Origin of the sequence: Okeania sp. SIO2C9 (assembly GCF_010672455.1) — a bacterium.
Classification (GTDB): Bacteria; Cyanobacteriota; Cyanobacteriia; order Cyanobacteriales; family Microcoleaceae; genus Okeania.
The window spans coordinates 1-19986 of the sequence record NZ_JAAHGO010000061.1 but is presented as its reverse complement, the minus strand read 5'-3'; the positions used below and the strand labels follow the sequence as shown (position 1 = coordinate 19986).

At 35.0% G+C, this 19986-nt stretch carries 7 protein-coding genes and 1 pseudogene; 5 read left to right on the top strand and 3 right to left on the bottom strand.

From position 1 onward, the window contains the following. Positions 1-652: 652 nt before the first annotated feature. Positions 653-1846, top strand: coding sequence for an LL-diaminopimelate aminotransferase (locus tag F6K23_RS30425; RefSeq protein WP_293162886.1), 1194 nt, complete (start codon positions 653-655; stop codon positions 1844-1846). A gap of 548 nt (positions 1847-2394) precedes the next feature. After that, positions 2395-3228: an NF038130 family PEP-CTERM protein gene (locus F6K23_RS30420; protein WP_293162883.1), complete on the top strand. Its 834-nt coding sequence runs from the start codon at positions 2395-2397 to the stop codon at positions 3226-3228. 1377 nt (positions 3229-4605) lie between these two features. Here the strand turns inward: F6K23_RS30420 and F6K23_RS30415 are convergent. Next, positions 4606-4983 (bottom strand): hypothetical protein, encoded by a 378-nt coding sequence (locus tag F6K23_RS30415; RefSeq protein ID WP_293162880.1) that lies wholly within the window; start codon positions 4981-4983, stop codon positions 4606-4608. Positions 4984-5368: 385 nt separating this feature from the next. Here F6K23_RS30415 and F6K23_RS30410 point away from each other — a divergent pair, with 385 nt between their 5' ends. After that, positions 5369-6127, top strand: a complete 759-nt coding sequence (locus tag F6K23_RS30410; protein ID WP_293162877.1) for an HpsJ family protein — start codon at positions 5369-5371, stop codon at positions 6125-6127. 153 nt (positions 6128-6280) lie between these two features. Here F6K23_RS30410 and F6K23_RS30405 read toward each other — a convergent pair whose 3' ends face one another. After that, entirely contained in the window at positions 6281-10405 is a 4125-nt protein-coding gene (locus tag F6K23_RS30405) for a response regulator (protein ID WP_293162874.1), read from the bottom strand. 432 nt (positions 10406-10837) lie between these two features. Here F6K23_RS30405 and F6K23_RS30400 point away from each other — a divergent pair, with 432 nt between their 5' ends. Beyond that, complete coding sequence (locus F6K23_RS30400; RefSeq protein ID WP_293162871.1) at positions 10838-12490, top strand: cell wall metabolism sensor histidine kinase WalK; 1653 nt, start codon at positions 10838-10840, stop codon at positions 12488-12490. Positions 12491-14001: 1511 nt separating this feature from the next. Here F6K23_RS30400 and F6K23_RS30395 read toward each other — a convergent pair. Next, a pseudogene (locus F6K23_RS30395) lies at positions 14002-15039 on the bottom strand (IS701 family transposase). Positions 15040-16199: 1160 nt separating this feature from the next. On the opposite strand from F6K23_RS30395, the gene F6K23_RS30390 reads away from it, so the two are divergent. Continuing rightward, positions 16200-19568, top strand: a complete 3369-nt coding sequence (locus tag F6K23_RS30390) for a PAS domain S-box protein (RefSeq protein WP_293162868.1) — start codon at positions 16200-16202, stop codon at positions 19566-19568. The last annotated feature ends 418 nt before the right edge of the window (positions 19569-19986 follow it).

The window sequence follows — 19986 nt, the reverse complement described above, 5'->3', positions numbered from 1 at the left end:
ACTAATGCGTATGCCGCAATATTACAATGTAATATAAATGTAGTTCAGAGGTTGATGGAGAAATATGGAGCGATCGCTCAATTGAGATCCCTTTTTTACTAATGCGTATGTCGCAATAATACAATGTAATATAAATGTAGCTCAGAGGTTGATGGAGAAATGTAGAGCGATCGCTTGATTCAGATATAAAAATCTTGATGGGAATTATAGATGAGGAGTTGGGTGTCTTAAAAAAGTATTTTCAATTATTGTTTAATTCCCATGTACGACTGTGTGCCTCTTGACATACTCCCGACGTTGCGCATAGCGCGACAACGCGGGATTCTTACATTATGAAAAAAATGACCGCTGTTTCGTGTGAGGTGATGTCCTTCCCCTGTGTTAACCTTCGTGATAACATGCATACCTCCTAGCTTGTCAAGGGTATAGGAAGGTTTTATTTTTGGAGGTATCCGACTCAAGGCCCTGGCTTGACCATCCCTCCGCTCCCCTAATAGCTGCCGCCACCATCCTCCGCCAACGGGAGAGCGCGGGACTTCCCGCCAGGGAAGTTAAATTTTGACTTTTGACGCGGGTATTGGAAGATTGACAAATATTTGGCAAAAGTAAAGTAGATCAGAACTACAAAAGTCAATTCAGAGGTTAAATTAAAATGCAATTATCACAACGTTTAGCTCCCTTAAGCTTTAATGTATTTGCCGATATGGACCGGGCAAAAGCATTGGCAAAAGCAGCAGGGCAAAATTTGATAGATTTGTCTCTTGGGTCTTCTGACTTACCCGCGCCTTCCCACGCTTTAGAAGCGATCGCTCAATCTTTGTCAGACTCTACTACTCATGGTTATTCGTTATTTTCTAGCACTCAAGCTTTTCGGCAGGCAGCAGCTCAGTGGTATACGGATAAATTTGACATTCCAGTAGACCCAGAAACTGAAGTTTTACCTCTAATTGGTTCCCAGGAAGGTACGGCTCATTTACCCTTGGCTATACTTAATCCTGGTGATTTTGCTTTACTGCAAGACCCTAGTTATCCTTCTCATAGTGGTGGGGTGTTTTTAGCAGGGGGTCAAGTTTACCCAATGCCTTTATTGGCAGAAAATGGATTTTTGCCTGTTTTGGCAGACATTCCTCAAGCTGTTTTATCTCAGGCCAAAATGATGGTTTTGAGTTATCCTCATAATCCCACAACAGCGATCACTCCTTTATCTTTTCTCCAAGAAACAGTTGCTTTTTGTCAAAAACATAATTTAGCCTTAGTTCACGATGCTCCATATTTAGACTTTGTTTTTGATACCTTTTCTCAAGCACCCGAAAAACAATCTATTGCTCCTTCTATTTTTCAAGCTGACCCAGAAAAAAGTGTTTCTATAGAATTTTTTACGATGTCAAAATCTTATAGCATGGGGGGTTTCCGAGTTGGTTATGCCATTGGTAATGCTCAATTGATTCAAGCTTTGCGACAGGTTAAAGCTTGTATTGATTTTAATCAGTATCAAGGCATTCTCAATGGAGCGATCGCTGCTTTGACTGGTCCTCAAGAGGTAGTTAGAGAAACTGTGGACATTTTTCGCCAACGTCGGGATGTGTTTGTTGGGGCATTGCATCAAATTGGTTGGCCTGTACCTACTCCATCGGCCACTATGTATGTTTGGGCGAAACTACCGGAAGCATGGGCTAATAATTCTGTGGAGTTCTGTGTGGACTTAGTAAAAAATACAGGGGTGGCAGTAGCCCCTGGAGCTGGTTTTGGCAAGGCTGGAGAGGGATATGTGAGGTTTGCTTTGGTTCATAAGTCGGAGATTTTGTCAAGGGCTGTGGAGAAAATTTCAGTGTTTTTGCAGAAATAATGTTTTGTGCTGCTGTTAACGCAATAGTGGGTTAAATTAATTTAAAAGTTAGTCATAGTGAGTGTTTCCTGAGAAGATCCTGGGGAAACACTATCTTTTATTTTGGATTTTTTTGAAATGGGAAAAAATGATTATTTATAGAAGTAATTAATTCATTATATGGACGAGAATTTTTGTATTGATAATGATTTAGGTAGAAATACATAAGTGTTTTCTAGGAGTTTTTCTAAATACTAAGCTTCACTAAAATTTCATATAAAAATCGCCTAGAAATATAGACATTCGGTGATAAAACTGCTTATAATGGATTTAAGTGAAAGAAAAAAACTTAAATGACTGGCAAACAATATAAAACCTAACAACAGGTGCATTGTTATACAAAAGAGTAAACAAGAATCATCAGCTCAAGTGATTTGAAACACACAAAATATCTTGTTACTTATGCTTTGATAAACATAATAGATAAATTTCCATTTCACCAGTCAATATATATTTTTCAATCTAGCTAATTGTTACAACACACAAATTAAATTAAGGAAACAAAAATCATGGCAGGATTAGTAAAGAAATTTTTAGCAAGTGCTTCCGTTGTCGCTGGTATGAGTGCAGTATTCGGCGCTCCAGCAATGGCTGCTACTTTTAGCCCAATAGGTACAGATTTGATATTGCGCGAACAAGTAGGTAATGGCTTTCAAGAAACTGACTTGAGCCAGTTAAATTCAGTCCTACAAGGAGATAGCTCTAATCCTGGTGGTAATGTAGAGTTCGGTAGTAGCGATACAGGCGGTAACCCACTTGCTGGAGTACAAGCTCAAAATAGTCAGGGAACTGCTAAATTCACCAATGTGACTGAGGACATTTACAATGATGTTACTTGGCAACAAACTGTTGGTTTAGAATGGTTTTCTGATGCCTGGGCACAAACTGCTTTGGCAGGCAGTACTGCGATGAAAAGCGCTGCTTATGGTATGTTTAAAAGCAATGGAGGATTTGATCTGATTAGCGATCCCAACATTTCTTACATAAACGCAGTCGGTGACGACATTGTGGTTGGTTTAGCAGGTCACTTCAACTTAGCAGATAGATTCAAAGACGTACACATAGGTTTAGCAAACTTCTTAGAAGGTGTGCAAATGAGTGAAATTCTTGCATACGATATTGATGGAGTTACTGGTTTCGCTTGGAGTGACTCCGCTACTGCTACTGGATTAGCTGACAATGATGCAGCAGGTTCTTTCAGTGGTAACTATGAAGTTGTTATAGGAGGAGGGGGTGGTATTTTATCTGAACCTCCTGCTGATGCACCTGAGCCTTCTACAGTATTAGGTATAATGGCTATCGGTGGTTTGGTTGCTGCTACTAAGCGTAAGTCTGCAAAGTAAAGCATTAGAATAGCTTCTCTATTTTTGTTAGTGAGTATTAAAGTCTGGAGAGGGAGTTTTGACTTAGTTTACAATTTACGTATGTAAGCGATATAAAACGATATTCTCTCCCATAGTAGTAATGAGTGTGAGATTTGTATCTTCTGTTCTAATCACTGCTTAAACATTTCTGATAGTCGTTTCTATTGACAAAGACTTAAATACAAGTGTAAACTTGACGGATGCGGTTGGCTTGACCGTCAATGCCTGTGGATGAGTAACCGCCGACGGCCTCAATTGAAGCAGGAAATAAACAGCCTCCTAGGTCGGAGCTACGCTATCAGATTGTCACGTTATATGATATTTTGTATCAGTTTTATGAAGCAGTTGATGAGACTCCCTTATTTTTTTGTAACGTTGTAATAGTAGGGGGGCTTCCAGTTCAAATTACAGCGGTTTTTATTTCAATAAATCACAGTAGGGACGTTGCATGCAACGTCCCTAGATTTTGATTATGGCGATGTGGTTCATCAATTTGAAAAGTGCTGTAATAAATACATCAACATTCAATCATAAATCCTGCCTTAATCCACAAAATTAGATTTATCTCAACGTTGGTTGAAGACCCGCGCTCTCCCGAAGGGGAGCGTCGTATGGGAAAACCAATCAATTTTGCGGCGCATGTCAATAGTGTGTTAGACTTAGAAATATGGCTGCTGGGCTAGCAGTTTCAGTCTGTGGAGCGCGCTTTTAGACCGAAAAGAGGCTCGACCTTGGAGGCTGGTGCATTGTTAGCGCAGCTCCTCTGCAAGAGGCAGCAGAAAGGCCTAATCAGCGATGGTTAGGAATCCCGCGCTGTACCGTCAGGTCAGCGTCGGGAGGATGTCAATATATGTCCGGTTGAATATTTATAATTAAAGTTTGTAGTAGGGTTTTAGCCCTTGAAATATCTATCTCAGGGCTGAAGCCCTACTACAAACAAAAACTTTTTTATCACTAATTATCCAGACATAATATTAATCCAGTAGTAGTCTGACACACCTAAAATGTTGCAGTAGTAGGGGTGGGTTCCCCCTGAAATTATTCTTGCTCAACATTAAATCAAGTTAACTCGCCCCCAACGAAAGGCGAGCTTTGAGGACTTATATAGAATCTAGTTAAATAGTCGTCCGCAGCGACGATAGGAAGCAATCAACCTACGACTCTGAGATTGCTTCCTTCCACTCCATTCCAGTCCCAATGACGTGGGTAAATTATCCGGCGTTTATATTATCCCTAATTTTCAGGTTTTCGGTTAAACCCACCACTACTGAGCAATAAAATCAAAAAAAATAGGAGCCAGAATATATCAAATATTCTGACTCCTGACTCTTAAATTCTTTCGTTTAATTAAGGTACTTATTTTAATGGGCAAGTGCCAGTTGTACAACTGTCGTATGCACTGAAACCTCCTTTTTCAATAACACATTCTGCTCCAGCTTGTATACTCATACTACCACCCGCAGTAGCAGCCCCACTACACTCGACTAATCCCCATACACCTATTTGATTTTGCACACACATTAGATCGGCGGTACAACCTCCAAGAGTTACAGATGTATAGTCGTTTAGCTCCGTATCGTAACCTAAACTTGCATTACCATAGGAATTTTCATTTGACAGTAACACCATTCCAAGGTCATCTATAGGAACATCAACAACCTCTGCCATACTAGCCCCAGCAGCAGAGAAAGTTAAAAAAGCTGTAGAAGCGATCGCTGTAAGTAATTTTTTCATGGATATATTTACCTGTAAATAGTGAACAAAAATTATTGGTTATCAGAATTTAGATATTCGGGAGCTAATAAGTATTTTTTTATATCCTCAGCCTTCTAAATAACTAGGTTGCTTTAAAAAATTATAAAATCTAAGTTATTTCAAAAAGAAGAAGAATTAGTGAGTTTTTAGTTTTAGCCAATCTACACTCTTGTTGAATTACATCTACTATCCTAACCAGAAAAAACAGGATCGTCAACTAGAGTAAATACACAAATTTTTTTTAAAGATAATATGAAGATAGGATTATATGGTAGAAATGATATCTAGATAGATATAGACAAAATCTCAACTGTGGGCAATTTTTGCTCCAACTAGATTGATGTACACATTATAAATCTAAACTATGAAAGGAACTAATATCAGTCAAGTACCAGTCCAGGCAGTTAGATTTATGAAATTAGCTGGAATTATCTTGGTACTATTTACTATTATCAATTATGTTTTACTTCTATTTACTATCAAGATAGGAGATACAGACTGGAGTCTCAATTTCACAACTACAATAGTAGAAGAAGGTATTGTACCAATTTTAGGAATAGCTTTAATGTTTTGTGCCTATGGCTTTGAAGAAATTCTTGGTTTAGCTCCAACACAACCTAAACTTAGCTGGAATAGCTTAAAATTTTGGGTTTATTTATTATCTTTTTTCTTGGGCATAATATTTTTGCTAATTATTCCTCTGCATATTAGTAATACTTTAGCAGTAAGCAATGAAGCAGTGGAAGCAGCAAATCAAACTGCCAAAGAAGAGAAAGAAATATTAGAACAACGTTTAGATCAGCAACAAAATGTCATAGGTGATATGCTCCGGGATAGGCAAAAATTAGAGGCTTTTACAAGAAAAAGACAATTGAGTGAAGAACAAATAGATAATTTAGAAAAGTTTAAGAATAATCCTAATGCTTTTAAAGTAAAAGTAGAAGAAGTTCGCTCAAATTTAACACAACAAATAGAAAGGAAACAACAGCGAGAAATACAAAAATCACAACTATCAACTTTTCATTCCAGTATCAAAATAGGCTTAACAAGCTTATTACTGGCAAGTTGTTATTTAACTATTGGTTGGAGTGGGTTTAGAGGTAAACCCAGGAGAGTTCGGTAAGTAGTGACAGGTTCTGTAATTGATTTTGATGGGGATAATTTAATTAACTAAACCTGCCCAGTACTATTAATTATTGTACCTTTATTAAAAGTTGGGGGCGGGTTGATCTGAATAATTTATAACACCATTAACTTAACGCGGAACCTGCCCCTACTATTTCTGTCGCTCTATTTTCAAGGCAGCAATAACTTTTTCATACTCCACTTTAACCTGAGAAAAAATCTCTATTGCTTCTATTGGAGTAGCATTTTCTGACTCATAAGCTAAACGAGCCATAATTTCTAATTCTTGACAAATTTTATAAAGAATCATTGCTCCTAGAGTACCACTAATAGACTTGAGAGAATGAGCAGCATTCTTGAGTATAAGTGGATCGGCTTGATTAATAGCAATATTAATATTCTCTAGAAGTTCGGGAGAAGTATCTAAATAAATATCTATTACTTCATCTAGAGCTTCTACTTCTCTCAATCCTTCTATTACCTTACTCTCAAGAATAGTCTGTTCTGTGAAAATGTGATTATCGTCTGGAACGGTTGCTGGAGATAAATTTGATTGTGGGAAAGTCAATTTTTCCTTTCCTTGTGACACAACAGACTTAGCTTTACTTAAAGCTTCTATAAGTTGCTCCATCCGTATTGGTTTACTAATATAATCATCCATTCCTGCAGCTATACATTCTTCGCGATCGCCCTGCATAGCATTAGCTGTCATGGCAATAATTCGAGGTCTTCGCTGAGAAACTTTTTTAGGATGTTCTATGATATTTTCATATTTTTGCCGAATGCGACTAGCAGCTTCTAGGCCATCCATCAAAGGCATCTGTACATCCATCAAAACCACATCATAAGGCAAACTAAATACAGCTTCTAAAACTTCTAAACCATTACTAGCAACATCAGCACGATATCCCATGCGTTGTAAAATTTGTAAAGCTACTTTTTGATTAACTAAATGGTCATCTGCTAATAATATTCGCAGCGGTAATTGTTCTGCTAATAAAGGAATAGTTTGAGAATTCCATTTACTATTATTGTTTGTGATTCTAATTTCAATACTTTTACCAGAAAAAATATTTAGTAAGATTTCATAAAGCTGAGATTGTTTAACAGGTTTATTAATAATGGCTGCAAATAATTGATAAAAATCATTAATTTCTTGCCTGCCAAAAGAAGTCAAAATTACTAGAGGTAAATCCCGATACATTGGATTTTGACGAATTTTCTTGGCTAAAGTTAAACCATCAATTTCAGGCATCTGCATATCTATAATTGCTAGATCGAATTTGTACTTTTTAGCCATTAAATCTAAAGCATGAGTAGCATTTTCAGCAGTGTTAACTATCATGCCCCAGGATTCAGTTTGTTTCAACAAAATTTTTCTGTTTGTAGTATTATCATCGACTATTAGTATTTTTTTATCTATTAAATTATGTCGATTATCATCTAAATAATTAGTTTGAATTAATTGATCTTTAATAGTTTGAATGCTACATTCTGTGACTATTGTAAAATGAAAATTTGATCCTGATTTTTCGTTGATATACTCTAATTTTTTATCTAAAAATTTATAGCCTGCTGGGGGATTACCTCCAACTGCACCCATACTTTCAACCCACATTTGACCACCCATCATTTCAGCTAATCTTTTACTAATAACTAATCCTAAACCTGTACCCCCATATTCCCTACTGGTAGAAGAATCAACTTGACTAAAAGACTTAAATAAACGATTCATGCGAGTAGCAGGAATACCAATACCTGTATCTCTGACTGAAAATTGTATTTCATATACGGGAAAAATATCACAATTATCAAATTCTGAGTTATTTTTTGCCTTTAAATTCTGTGAATTTTCTTCTGCTTCTAGCTGTCTACTGCTAACAGAAACTAATACCTCACCATGAGAGGTAAATTTTACCGCATTGCTCAAGAGATTAACTAAAATTTGACGTACGCGAGTAATATCTCCGATAATAGTAGTTGGAGTTTCTGGAGGGATGAAATATACAAGTTCTAAATTCTTTTCACTAGCTTTTGCGGCTAACAAATCAATAGATTCTTCTAGACAATTTTGTAAATCAAAAGGATTTGCTTCTAAATCTAGTTTCTCAGATTCTATTTTTGAGAAATCAAGTATATCATTAATGAGTGTAAGTAAAGTCTCACCACTACTACGAATAGTCTGAACAAAATCTTTTTGGTCTGTTTTGAGAGGAGTATCTAATAGTAAACCAGTCATGCCAATAACTGCATTCATTGGGGTTCTAATTTCATGGCTCATAGTAGCTAAAAATTCACTTTTTGCTCTAGTTGCAGCGAGTGCTTCATCTCTAGCTTTTGCTAAATCATTAGCGGTTTGTTGACGTTCTAATTCTCCACCTATCCACTGAGCCATTAGTTTTAATAACTCTTTATCTACGGCTTTCAAAGGTTCATTTAGGACTTGAGGACTCCAGAAATTGAGAGTACCATAAACTGAGCCTCCCACCATAACTGACGTTCCCATATAAGCTTCGATTTGGAAAGCCATATCTACTGTGATACAAAAACCTGAATATTGAATAGATTCAAAACATATTGGCTGTTCTGCTATTGCTGCAAAAATAAATGTTTTTTCTAAGTCAAATTCTTCTCCTTTCAAAATAGAATTATCTGGAGTTTTAGCTGCAACAATAGTATATTTATTATCTTCAATTCTAGACAATACCCCTATTTCTAGGCCGAACTTTTGACAGCCCATTTCTAATAATTTTTGGAGGCGGTCATCAAAACAGAAGATAATAGAATTATCTTGATTTGTACTTTGACAAGGAGTAGAAGTTATTTCATACAATCTCCGAATAGCAGCTTCACTTTCTTGTAATTCTTGTTCTCTTTGTTTACGGTCAGAAATATCACGAGAAACTGCAATTATTTCTTGTACTTTCCCAGTTTCAGGATCGCGAATTGTACGAGCGGTGGTTTCAAACCAAATATATTTACCTTCTTGACAAAGAACGCGGTAGGCAATAGTGTAAGTTACGGGATTGTTAATAATAGTGTGATAAGCTTTGGCAATTGCTTTAATATCTTCAGGTGCAAAAAACTCTTTTGGATGAGTACCAACAATTTCTAATGGAGAATATCCCATCAGGTTGCGACAAGCGGGGGATACATAAAGGAAAACCCCATCTGGAGAGTGACGAGAAATCATATCAGTGGAGTTTTCTGCCATTAATCTATAGCGTTCTTCGCTATATTGGCATTCAAATTGAGAATGTTGTAAGACTTCTAGCATTTTATTAATAGTCTGGGCAAGGCTTGACAATTTATCATTCCCTGTCATTGGTAGGCGCATTGAAAGGTCTCCACTAGAAGCTATTTGATTGACTATTTTGTTTAATTGTGAAACACGAGAGACTAACAATTTTGCTCTGACTGCAAGCATAACGATCCCAAAAACTAGACCTACTATTACCCATAAAAGAATAAAGTAACTCCAAAACGATCGACTGTGGTGGTGCATAATTCGCTCTACTTCTCTTTGTAAAATGAGAGCAGGTTGAATATAGATATCTTTGATAGTTGTATAACTATTTACTTGATCTGAATTGAGCGGTTGTAGGACTATTTCCGAAGTTTTCCGTTGCTGATTAATTTGTTGCAAGTTATTTTCCCACCGGCTAAAAGTTAGTGAGAATTTTGTTAATTCAGCTAACCTTGTTATTGTTGCATTATCTAGGTAGTGCCCAACAATTAGGGTGACGTTATTTAGACTATCTATTTCATTCACAATGGGAGTAGAAGCAATCAGGAAAGGAGCTTTTGATAAAAGAATAATACCTGAATGCTTACTTATATTTTTACCTATCGGTAGATATTTTTTCCAGCTTTCAGGTATGAGTATTTCCGTTTGTTGACTTTGATCGAATCTTTGACTAAATAAAATTTTTCCTTGAGCATTAAGTCGTAATAAAAAGTTCAGTTTTTGATTAATCTCAAAGTTATCGACTGAATTAAAATTAATAAATTTATTTATAGTATTAGATTCTAGTTTCTTCTCATCAAGTAACTTTTTTGATAAGGCAAATATTGTCTCCTGTTTTGCCTTTACAGATAAATTAGATATCTCATCATCTAATCTATTTAATTCCCTTGCTACATCTAGGCAAACGTAATTTACTTCCAAATTTTGGCAGCCATAAAACAACATCATTGATGCTGTAATACACAAGACCACTATCAAACTAGCGATCACTGTACTAATAACTATTAATGTTTTTTGACGAAGTTTCATCGGCTTTTTCCCTATTGCTCCTATGCAGCAAACCACTACAAATTCTGATAACTCTTGTTATACCATTTTGAAAAAAGAATGTTACAAATAAACTGACTAGTAAATAATTAATAATTTACCTACCACCTACCACCTAACACCTAATACCTAGAAAGTTATTTGTAGCAAACATTTATCAATTTGGTATTAGAACATAAGAATTATGAATTAGTGATTTGCTTTTCCCTGATAGCTACTACCCTAGACATAATTGTGTCTAAAAGTGTTCTTTAAATTTTCTTTCCTAGAAATAGTTTCCTAATTACAGCGTAGCAATTTCAAATAGCAGAAGGTATGAATATCTCCACAAAATTATCAGGGTTTTCTCAGGATCTGTAGCTAAGTTAATGAAAATTGTAGTTTAAATATTTTTTACTCATAGTTAAGTTTAAGATGAAATTTATCACTAAATGGCCTAAAAATCCCAGATTAGAGCGGTGGAAACTCGATCCATCTTCTTTGCAAACACGTCTAACATTAGGTATTGCATTATTTTCAGTATTAGGACTAGGGAGTGTAGCCTTGTGGACAAGTTGGAAGATGCAGCAATTATTGATCGTCACTCATAAGCATAACATTGAGCAGATAGCTGAACGTTTTCCCAGAGATGTTGAAATGTACAGTGAAACGTGGTACGTCAAGAAAAGTTTACAAAAAGCTATTGATAATTTAACATTGGCCAATGTATTTATTTGGGTCAAAAATCAGCAAGGTACTGTGATAGTTCAATCACAAAATTTCCAGAGTGACAGTGACCACTTTGTTTTAAAATCTTTAGCTGAAATGCCCTCAAAACCTTTAGTATATCCAATAAATGGACGCTATTTTGTGTTATGTGGTGGTCCGTTAACAGTTAATGGGATGAATGTTGGTAAACTCTATATCGCTCTAGACATTTCCCGCGATCAAAAGATGCTAGTGACGATGGTGATGAGTTTAAGTGTTGCGAGTATTTTGGCAATAATTGGAGTAACACTTGCTATAACTGTCTATATTCAACGTTCTCTCATGCCTCTGCGTCATATTAGTCAACTTGCTGATAATGTTAATGCCGATATTCTGGATCGAGCAACAGTTTATTTAGAACGCGCTCCTAGTGAAGTAAAGGAGTTGGCGAGAACTTTAGATACTATGTTGGGCCGGTTGTCTGATTCTTGGGAACAGCAAAGACAGTTTGTGAGTAATGTTTCTCATGAGTTAAGAACTCCTTTGACTATTGTTTCTGGTTATCTTCAGAGTCTTTTGAGAAGGGGTAATAATTTAACAGAGACTCAGAAAGAGGCTATTTCGATAGCTTCTGGGGAAGCACAACGCACTATTGAGTTATTGAAAGATTTGCTGGAGTTGGCAAGAGCAGATAGTGGCCAAATTCATTTTCATTTAGAAGCAGTTGTACTGAATGATTTGGTAGCAGAAGTAGTAGAAATGGCTAAACAATTTAGCGATCGAGAAATTATTCTGAGGTTTGGCAATGGAAGTAATGTTGTTAATTTAGAGCAAATATTTAGTGATAATAAAAATTCAATTATTACAGAAAAAAATAATCTAGTCTCTACCCAGATTGACAACTCTAAAAAACTAAGTTCAGAGCAAAAGATAAACAATAATTATATTGCTAGTAAATTAAGTTTAAAATCAAAAAATATTGTCGGTAAATCACAATATAAGATTGATAAAACTATAAATTTATCGTTAATTGAAGTCATGGTAGACCGCAATCGCCTGAAACAGGTTTTACTAAATTTAATTGATAATGCTGTTAAATATTCTGGTGAAGATTCTCCTATAATTTTAAATTTGTGTCAAGAAAGTGGTGAAGCGATCGTTCAGGTATGTGACAAAGGTCAGGGTATTTCTTTATCACAACAAGCTAAGATTTTTGAACGTTTTTATCGAGCGGATGAAGCTAGAAATCGTTCTGGTGGAGCTGGTTTAGGTTTATCTATTGTTAAAACTTTGGTAGAAGGAATGGGAGGAACTATTCAAGTTTATTCAAAGTTAGATCGAGGCAGTATATTTACTGTAAAATTCTCAGTTAAAAAATAGTTTTTGTGGTTTGCAATTATAGCGGTTTTCACATAGATAAACTAAAGTGGCTAAAGCATTTTTCGGTTGTGCATTACCAAAGTGTGGGATAAGTAAGTAGGGCAGGGGGTTGGTAATCACTCAGCACTGATATATATAAGGTTGAGCGTATTTTTGTCGCGAAAAAAGTGCGAGTTGTTAAGCTTGTTGGACCAAAAAGTTAGGACGGCATCAAGACAAGCACAATAAATATACACCCAACAATTATTCCTCCTACTTTCTTTCTCAGCTCTCCCCACACTCCCCACACTCCCCACACTCCCCACCCTCCCCACACTTCCTTGACGCACTACCCATTTTTCTATCCCCTATTCCCTGCTCCTTGCTCCTTAGCTCCCGCGCGCAAAAATAATTTTGTAGTCTACTTAAATGAAAAGCGCTGTAAGCATTTATCTTTTTCTTTTGGGTTTAATACCCCGCCATCTACACGGTGTTTACAAACTTGTTGGCGTTATAAGACACAAAGTGGCAGGTCGTTGACTATCCCCATCCACTTTTTCCTTCTTCCTTCTTCCTTCTTCCTTCTTCAAGGAAGCTGTAAGCATTTATCTTTTTCTTTTGGGTTTAATACCAAATTCAAAAAAGGTAGTTACATCTTAATTTGTGATTTATTGCTACAATTAAAAATTGTATATATCCATCAAATTTCAAAGTTAAGCATTTTTTCCCCTTTTTTATCCAGTTTTTCTTTCCCTGTTGCCTGTTGCCCGTGTTGAGACTGTAGCAATATTTTATGAAATTGGTATAATACCCCACCATCTACATGGTGTTTACAAACTTGTTGGCGTTATAAGACACAAAGTGGCAGGTCATTGACTATCCCCATCCACTTTTCCTTCTTCCTTCTTCCTTCTTCAAGGAAATTGATTTGTACAGCTTAATTTTAATCTTTCCCTGTTTCGGAAAATTCTCTAATATCAAATCCGGTAGCATCGGTGTTATTCAGTCTTTAAAGATAAGAGTCTATACTGTAGGGGCGAATGGCCATTCGCCCTTACCGATTGCATGACTATCAACAGAATTATATTACTCCGAAGCCAACGGATTTGATATAATACCAATTTGATAAATATTTGGTACAAATAACTAGATTATTTCTTAGGAGTCAGGAGGGAATAAAGAAGGAAGAATAAAGAAGCAAGAAGCAAGAATAAAGAATAAAGAGGAGGAAAAGGAGAATTTTTTTTGATCACTAATTATCCGGACATGATATAACAATCTTATTTGAGTTTTTAGGTCTCCTAGACTTTTAGGAAACTCTTAACTGGAAATAGGAAATAGGGAATGTGAAACACCGAAGCAATAAAATTTTTATCAATCATTCCTAATTAGTATATATACAGGACTTACGCAAAGACACTATATATAGCCCATAGCAAGTAGAGCGATTGCTGACGCAAAGCTCCGCTAACGCTATGATTCTTAGAGAGCGATCGCCCAGTATTTCTGATACTATCTATATCCATAAAAACTTAAATAACTGTCATTTTAATTGCAGTATGTTTGAGTTCAGATACTAGATATTTAGATAATAATTGATGTTTGAGTTGATAAATAGTTTTCCCCATAATGTAGACCATTTTTTTTAAATTATTCCAGACTAACATGGCACAAGCAATATGATTTTTTTGAATTTTTTCTCGACGACACTGGCAAAACTCTATTCCCGTTAACTGCTTGATTTATCTATGAAATTCTTCGATTTTCCTATTTGTTTTTGACTCAAATTATACACCATCTTTAGAAAATTGACTTAAGTCATTAGTAACAATGTATTCTTTCCTATTTGCAGAAATAGTAACCCAGAATAGCTTGATTTTTTTTATCCCTTAGAAAACCTTTTATTTTTATTATTTTACCCGCTCTTTTTTCTGATTGATTCCAACTTAATGCAGAAATATTTTTAGATTTTTATACACCTCCAGTATCATCTACTAAACGATTCATTTTTAATTAAAAATAATAAATTTTTCCTAAATTATCTATCAATGCCATTAATCTTGGCATTGCATAAAAGCTCTCCATCAATACAGTTTTCAATGGTAATTTATTCTTATTTACCACATCAAATATCATTTATTCAACATTATCTATTTTAGTTTTTTGATCGTTATCTGAAATAATATATACGATAATCTATTATCCAAAAATGTTCACTTTTAGGATTAAAATAGATGCAATTAACTATTCCTATACCCAGAGTTACCTGATGTTCATTACCACTGTATTGTCGTCGCACAAGTTCAATTTTTATGGCATATTTTTTATTAATAACTGTATCATCAAAAATTAGGTATCTCTCTAGGCTTTTGACAATTTATCCTTTCGCATTTCGCCATAAATCTTGTGTTTGCGCAGCATTCCGATAGGAAACTCAAGTCTTTAACTTTTAAATAACGATTTATTGTATCATCGCTAACTTTTTCTATATTGTTCGCTAAATTTGTAATGGTATAATTTGTATGAGAATTAAGTAAATATTGACAATAATCAACATAGTTGAAATTCATATTATTAACTCAAACCAATAATCACACTATTAGAGAATAGTTAGAGTTTTTTGGCAAGATTTATTTACATTGAGCTATACTTGTAAAAATCAACTATACCTAAGCATTAAGTCCTATTAATTTTTGATGGGGACAAAACCAGTAATGGTAAGCGATCGCTCTACTTACTATACGCTATATATAGTGTCTTTGCGTAAGTCCTGATATAGCAATCTTATTTGAGTTGTGAGATATTGTAGATTTTAGGAAATAGCGGTGTGACCCCGCGTCGGCGTTAGATGCAAGCGGTCGTTAGCGCAGCTTCCCGTAGGGTGGGATGGCGTTTTGCTCCGCAACATGAAAAGCGTTAGCGTTAGCGTTTGCGCAGCATTCCGATAGGAAAGCTCCTCTGTAAGAGGCAGCTCCTCTGTCACTCTTCGGGTCTCCTCGCTGGCCGACCATCGACCAAGAGAGGGAACGCGCACTTCTGTGAGGGAATCACGAAGTAATAAAATTCTCATAAATTATTCCGGATTTCTATATAGCAATGTGCGCTGGCATATTTACAAATCACAGGAGGTGTCCAATAGCTAAAAGTCTTATATTATTCCAACGGAGATGCTGCGCAAACAGCTTTTATTCCCCCTATTGCCTCACAGGAGTCAGCATTCCGCAAGCAAGCTGGCGTCGTCGCGGGTTCTGACCGCTGTTGCCTTCCGGAGCTGTTGCCTGCGCACAGCGCTATACATACAAAAATATGCGTAAAATCTAAAATTTTTCTATACATCCTGTCAGTAAAATCTCATAACTCAAATAGGACAGCTATTTAATTCAGATATTTATTTCTCCTGAATTTGTGACTTTTAAATTCGATTTATATACTAATAGTATTAGCCTTCAAACCCTCTAAAAAGTATTTTAAATTTATGACAGCTGATAAAATTATTATTACTAAAGTTATTTGAAAAAAATAAGAAAGACTACTTAAGCCATTTATATGATTTATGGGAAATAATTAGAAATTAAAATTACCTGATACTTAGTTGTGAAATTGTATAAATGAATATGGCTAAAAGTGACTGATATTAGTCAAGGTTCCCATGAAAAGTTTCATTCTTATTAAGTTCTGTTTAGGTCAACTTTAAAATTTAAACTTCCTATATAAATCTGGTGGTTAGGCTATGAATAATTCTCATCAATATAGTGTAAGTAGTCAGGAAATATGCCAAGATATTATCAAGTCTATCGAAAGTGTATTATGGTCAGTTGAACCATTAACAAAAAATATTCTTTACCTTAGTGATAGTGCTGAAATAATCTACGGAAAACCAGTATCTGATTTATTAATAAATCCTCTCTCCTGGCTAGAAGTAATTTATCCTGAAGACCGGCAAAAAGTAGAAGATTCTATAGCTATTATTAGCTCAAATAAATTATTAAAACTACAATATCGAATCCTTCGTTACTCTTCTAGTTCTGAACAAGAAATTAGATGGTTAGATGTTCGAGCTAAACTTGTTTGTAACGATTGCGGAGATATGATTAGGATCGATGGTATTTCAACAGATATAACTAATGATAAAATATCAATCTTTCAAGAAATTGTACAAAATGATAGTACAAAAAAATCTCCTATTTCACTTTTCAATCGTAGTCTGATAGAAAGCTATAATTCTCAACTTCCATATCTCGCTCGAGACCTGGAAAAGCAAATACTTGAACATCATTTTATTGAATTAGATAATTTATATAGAATCGATCAAAATAGACAAAAAGCATGGGTTTCACAAACTGATTATTTTAATAAAATTTCAACCATTTCCTCAAAAAAATTCTGGATTAATCAAGATATTTTTCAATCTTTGACTCAAATTAAACGAAATATCCATCGAGGTTTGCTAGAGTCTAAAACTGTATTAAATCTTTTACAAATAGGATTTTTTATTACAGATAATATAGGTAATATTATTGAAATTAACCGCAAAGCAAAGCAGATTTTTAGTTGGCAATGGCAGGAAATGAAGTCAATCAAAGCGACTAAATCAGAGTGGAAAATAATTAGAGATGATGGCACATATATGCCAAAAGAAGAATATGCTTGGATTGTAGCTTCTAGAAAAAAAGGCACTGTTGAAAATTTACAAATGGGGGTAATTCAAGACAGTCAAGAAGTAATTTGGCTTAGTGTGACATCTACTTTTATATCAAGTTTAAGTGACATAATTATTACAACTTATGTTGATATAACAGAATGCAAAAGAACTGAAAAAAAATTAAAAAATTCAGAGCTTAAGTACCGTGCATTTATGCAAGATGCGGGTGAGGCAATTTTAATTGCTGATTTACAGGGAAAGATTATAGAAGCTAACTATAAAGCCACAGAAATATTGGGTTATCAGAGAGAAGAATTTATGCGAATGCACACCAAAGAAATCCATCCACCAGAAATACACCAAAAAGTAATAGCGACAATACTGGAAACAGCAAAAAAAGGCAAAAATATTATACCAAATATTCTGGCTTTGAGGAAAGACGGCAATTGGCTTTGGATAAATATTATTTATAAAATTATTCACTTAGAGAATGATGAAAAATTTTATCAAGTAATTTTTCAAGATATCACTTCCTATGTTTTAGCTGAAGCAGTAATAAAAGAAAGTGAAGAAAAATTTCGTGCGACTTTTGAACAGACTTTAATGGGAATATTTTTTGCTACCTTATCAGGAAAAATATTCCGATTTAATCAAGCATTTAGGAATATTTTAGGATATAGTAATGCCGATTTATCAAAGTTAAATTTGATGGATATTATTTACTCAGAAGAACGGCAAGATTATGAAATAAATTTACGATATCTTATGGCAGAAAAAATACAAAATTATGCAACTGATAACCGTTTAATTCACAAAAAAGGTAAAATTATTTGGTCATATTTGAATATATCTTTAATCAAAACTTCCCAAGAACCAAAATATTTAATTGGCTTGATTAAAGATATTACTCAGCGTAAACAAATGGAATTAGATTTAAAAAAAAGTGAAGAACGTTGGGAATTAGCGTTGCGCGGTAATAATGATGGTATATGGGATTGGAAGATTAAAACTAATGAATGTTTTTATTCAACCCGTTGCCAAGAAATTTTAGGTTATACAGAAACGGAGATTTTTAATCATGTAGATGATTGGAAAAATCGTATCCATCCTGATGATATTAATTTAGTAATACAGTCTATTCAAGAACATCTTAATCGGAAAACACCGTACTTTACTACTGAATATCGTATCCGATGTAAAGATAATACATATAAATGGATTTTAGATAGAGGTCAAGCACTTTGGGATGAAGAAGAAAACCCATTGCGAATGGTAGGTTCCTACACCGATATTACAGAACGTAAACAAGTAGAAGACTATTTACAAAGACAGACTCAACAAGAACAACTTATTCGTAAAATAACAGAACGTATTCGCCAGTCTTTAAACTTATCAGAAATTCTGCAAAAGGCTGTAGATGAAGTGCGAAATATTTTACAGGTAGAGCGAGTAATTATTCAACGTAAAATGTTAGATAAATCTATTCTTGTTTTAGCAGAATCTTTAGCTCCAGGGAAACCCTCAATGTTAGATTGGGAAATTAATGATTATATAATTACAACTCAACAGCTTATACAAGAAAAAAAATCAGATAAAATTATAGCAGTTACAGATATTTATCAATCTACAGTGAAACTATCTTCTACTAATTTATTAGATTTTTTCCAAATTAAAGCTTTCTTAATTATGCCAATCTTTATCCAAAAATCTACAACTAATAATATTCAAGAAAAAAGTTTAGTTGTTAGAGCTAATTATAGTAAAGATGATACATTTTGGGGAGTCTTAGTTGCTCATAACTGTAGCAATAAACGCCAGTGGGAACAATGGGAAATCAATTTATTAGACCAATTAAGAATTCAACTAGAAATTGCTATTCAACAATCACAACTCTATCAGCAACTGCAAAATGCTAATCAAGAATTATATCAACTTGCTACATTAGATGGATTAACAAAAATAGCTAATCGACGTTGTTTTGATCGATATTTAGAGAAAGAATGGTTACGTATGGGGCGAGAGAAAAAACCATTATCTTTAATCATGTGCGATATAGACTTTTTTAAAAAATATAATGATACCTATGGACATCAACAAGGTGATGAGTGTCTTCAGCAAGTAGCAAAAGCTATCTCGAAAGTAGTCAAACGCCCCACAGATTTAGTAGCTCGTTATGGAGGAGAAGAATTTGCTATTATCTTATCTAATACTAATCTAGAAGGAGCAATTCATCTTGCCAATATAGTTCAACAGCAAGTATATAAATTACAGATTCCCCATCGAAATTCACCAATATATAAACAAGTTACTCTAAGTTTAGGAGTATCTAGTATTATCCCATTTCCTGAAGCCACTTATCAAAGTTTAATTGCAGGAGCAGATCGAGCACTTTATCAAGCAAAAGAAAAAGGTAGAAATCAGGTGATTCCTTATGTAGGTGATATAATTATTAATTAACTAAAAGATCGAACTTAAAATTGAAAATTATAAAATATAATTTTTGACAAGTCTTCCTATCCGACTCAGGAGACTAATATCAAATCCGGTAGTATTGGTGTAATTAGATCAAGAGTGCGGGGACTCACCCCTAACCCCTCGCAGGAGGCAGGGTCAATTTATTGTCACGCTTAGAATAATTGATAGGGAGTGGGGGAAGTGTGGGGAGATGGGGAGATGGGGAGATGGGGAGATGGGGAGATGGGGAGTGGGGGAGTGGGAAAGTAGGGGAGTAGGGAAGATTAAATATTGGGTAGTCCTGCATGGTAATGGTGAGGATATATATTTTTTAATTTTTCCCACACTCCCCATCTCCCCACATTCCCCTCCACCGGAGGGGTGCGCGGGTGGGTCCCCATCTCCCCACACTTCCTTTACC

What these genes read in the sequence shown, in the direction of transcription:
- F6K23_RS30425 (WP_293162886.1), top strand. Translation starts at nt 653, where the DNA reads ATGCAATTATCACAACGTTTAGCTCCCTTAAGCTTTAATGTATTTGCC.
- F6K23_RS30405 (WP_293162874.1), bottom strand. Translation starts at nt 10,405, where the DNA reads ATGAAACTTCGTCAAAAAACATTAATAGTTATTAGTACAGTGATCGCT.
- F6K23_RS30410 (WP_293162877.1), top strand. Translation starts at nt 5,369, where the DNA reads ATGAAAGGAACTAATATCAGTCAAGTACCAGTCCAGGCAGTTAGATTT.
- F6K23_RS30420 (WP_293162883.1), top strand. Translation starts at nt 2,395, where the DNA reads ATGGCAGGATTAGTAAAGAAATTTTTAGCAAGTGCTTCCGTTGTCGCT.
- F6K23_RS30400 (WP_293162871.1), top strand. Translation starts at nt 10,838, where the DNA reads ATGAAATTTATCACTAAATGGCCTAAAAATCCCAGATTAGAGCGGTGG.
- F6K23_RS30415 (WP_293162880.1), bottom strand. Translation starts at nt 4,983, where the DNA reads ATGAAAAAATTACTTACAGCGATCGCTTCTACAGCTTTTTTAACTTTC.
- F6K23_RS30390 (WP_293162868.1), top strand. Translation starts at nt 16,200, where the DNA reads ATGAATAATTCTCATCAATATAGTGTAAGTAGTCAGGAAATATGCCAA.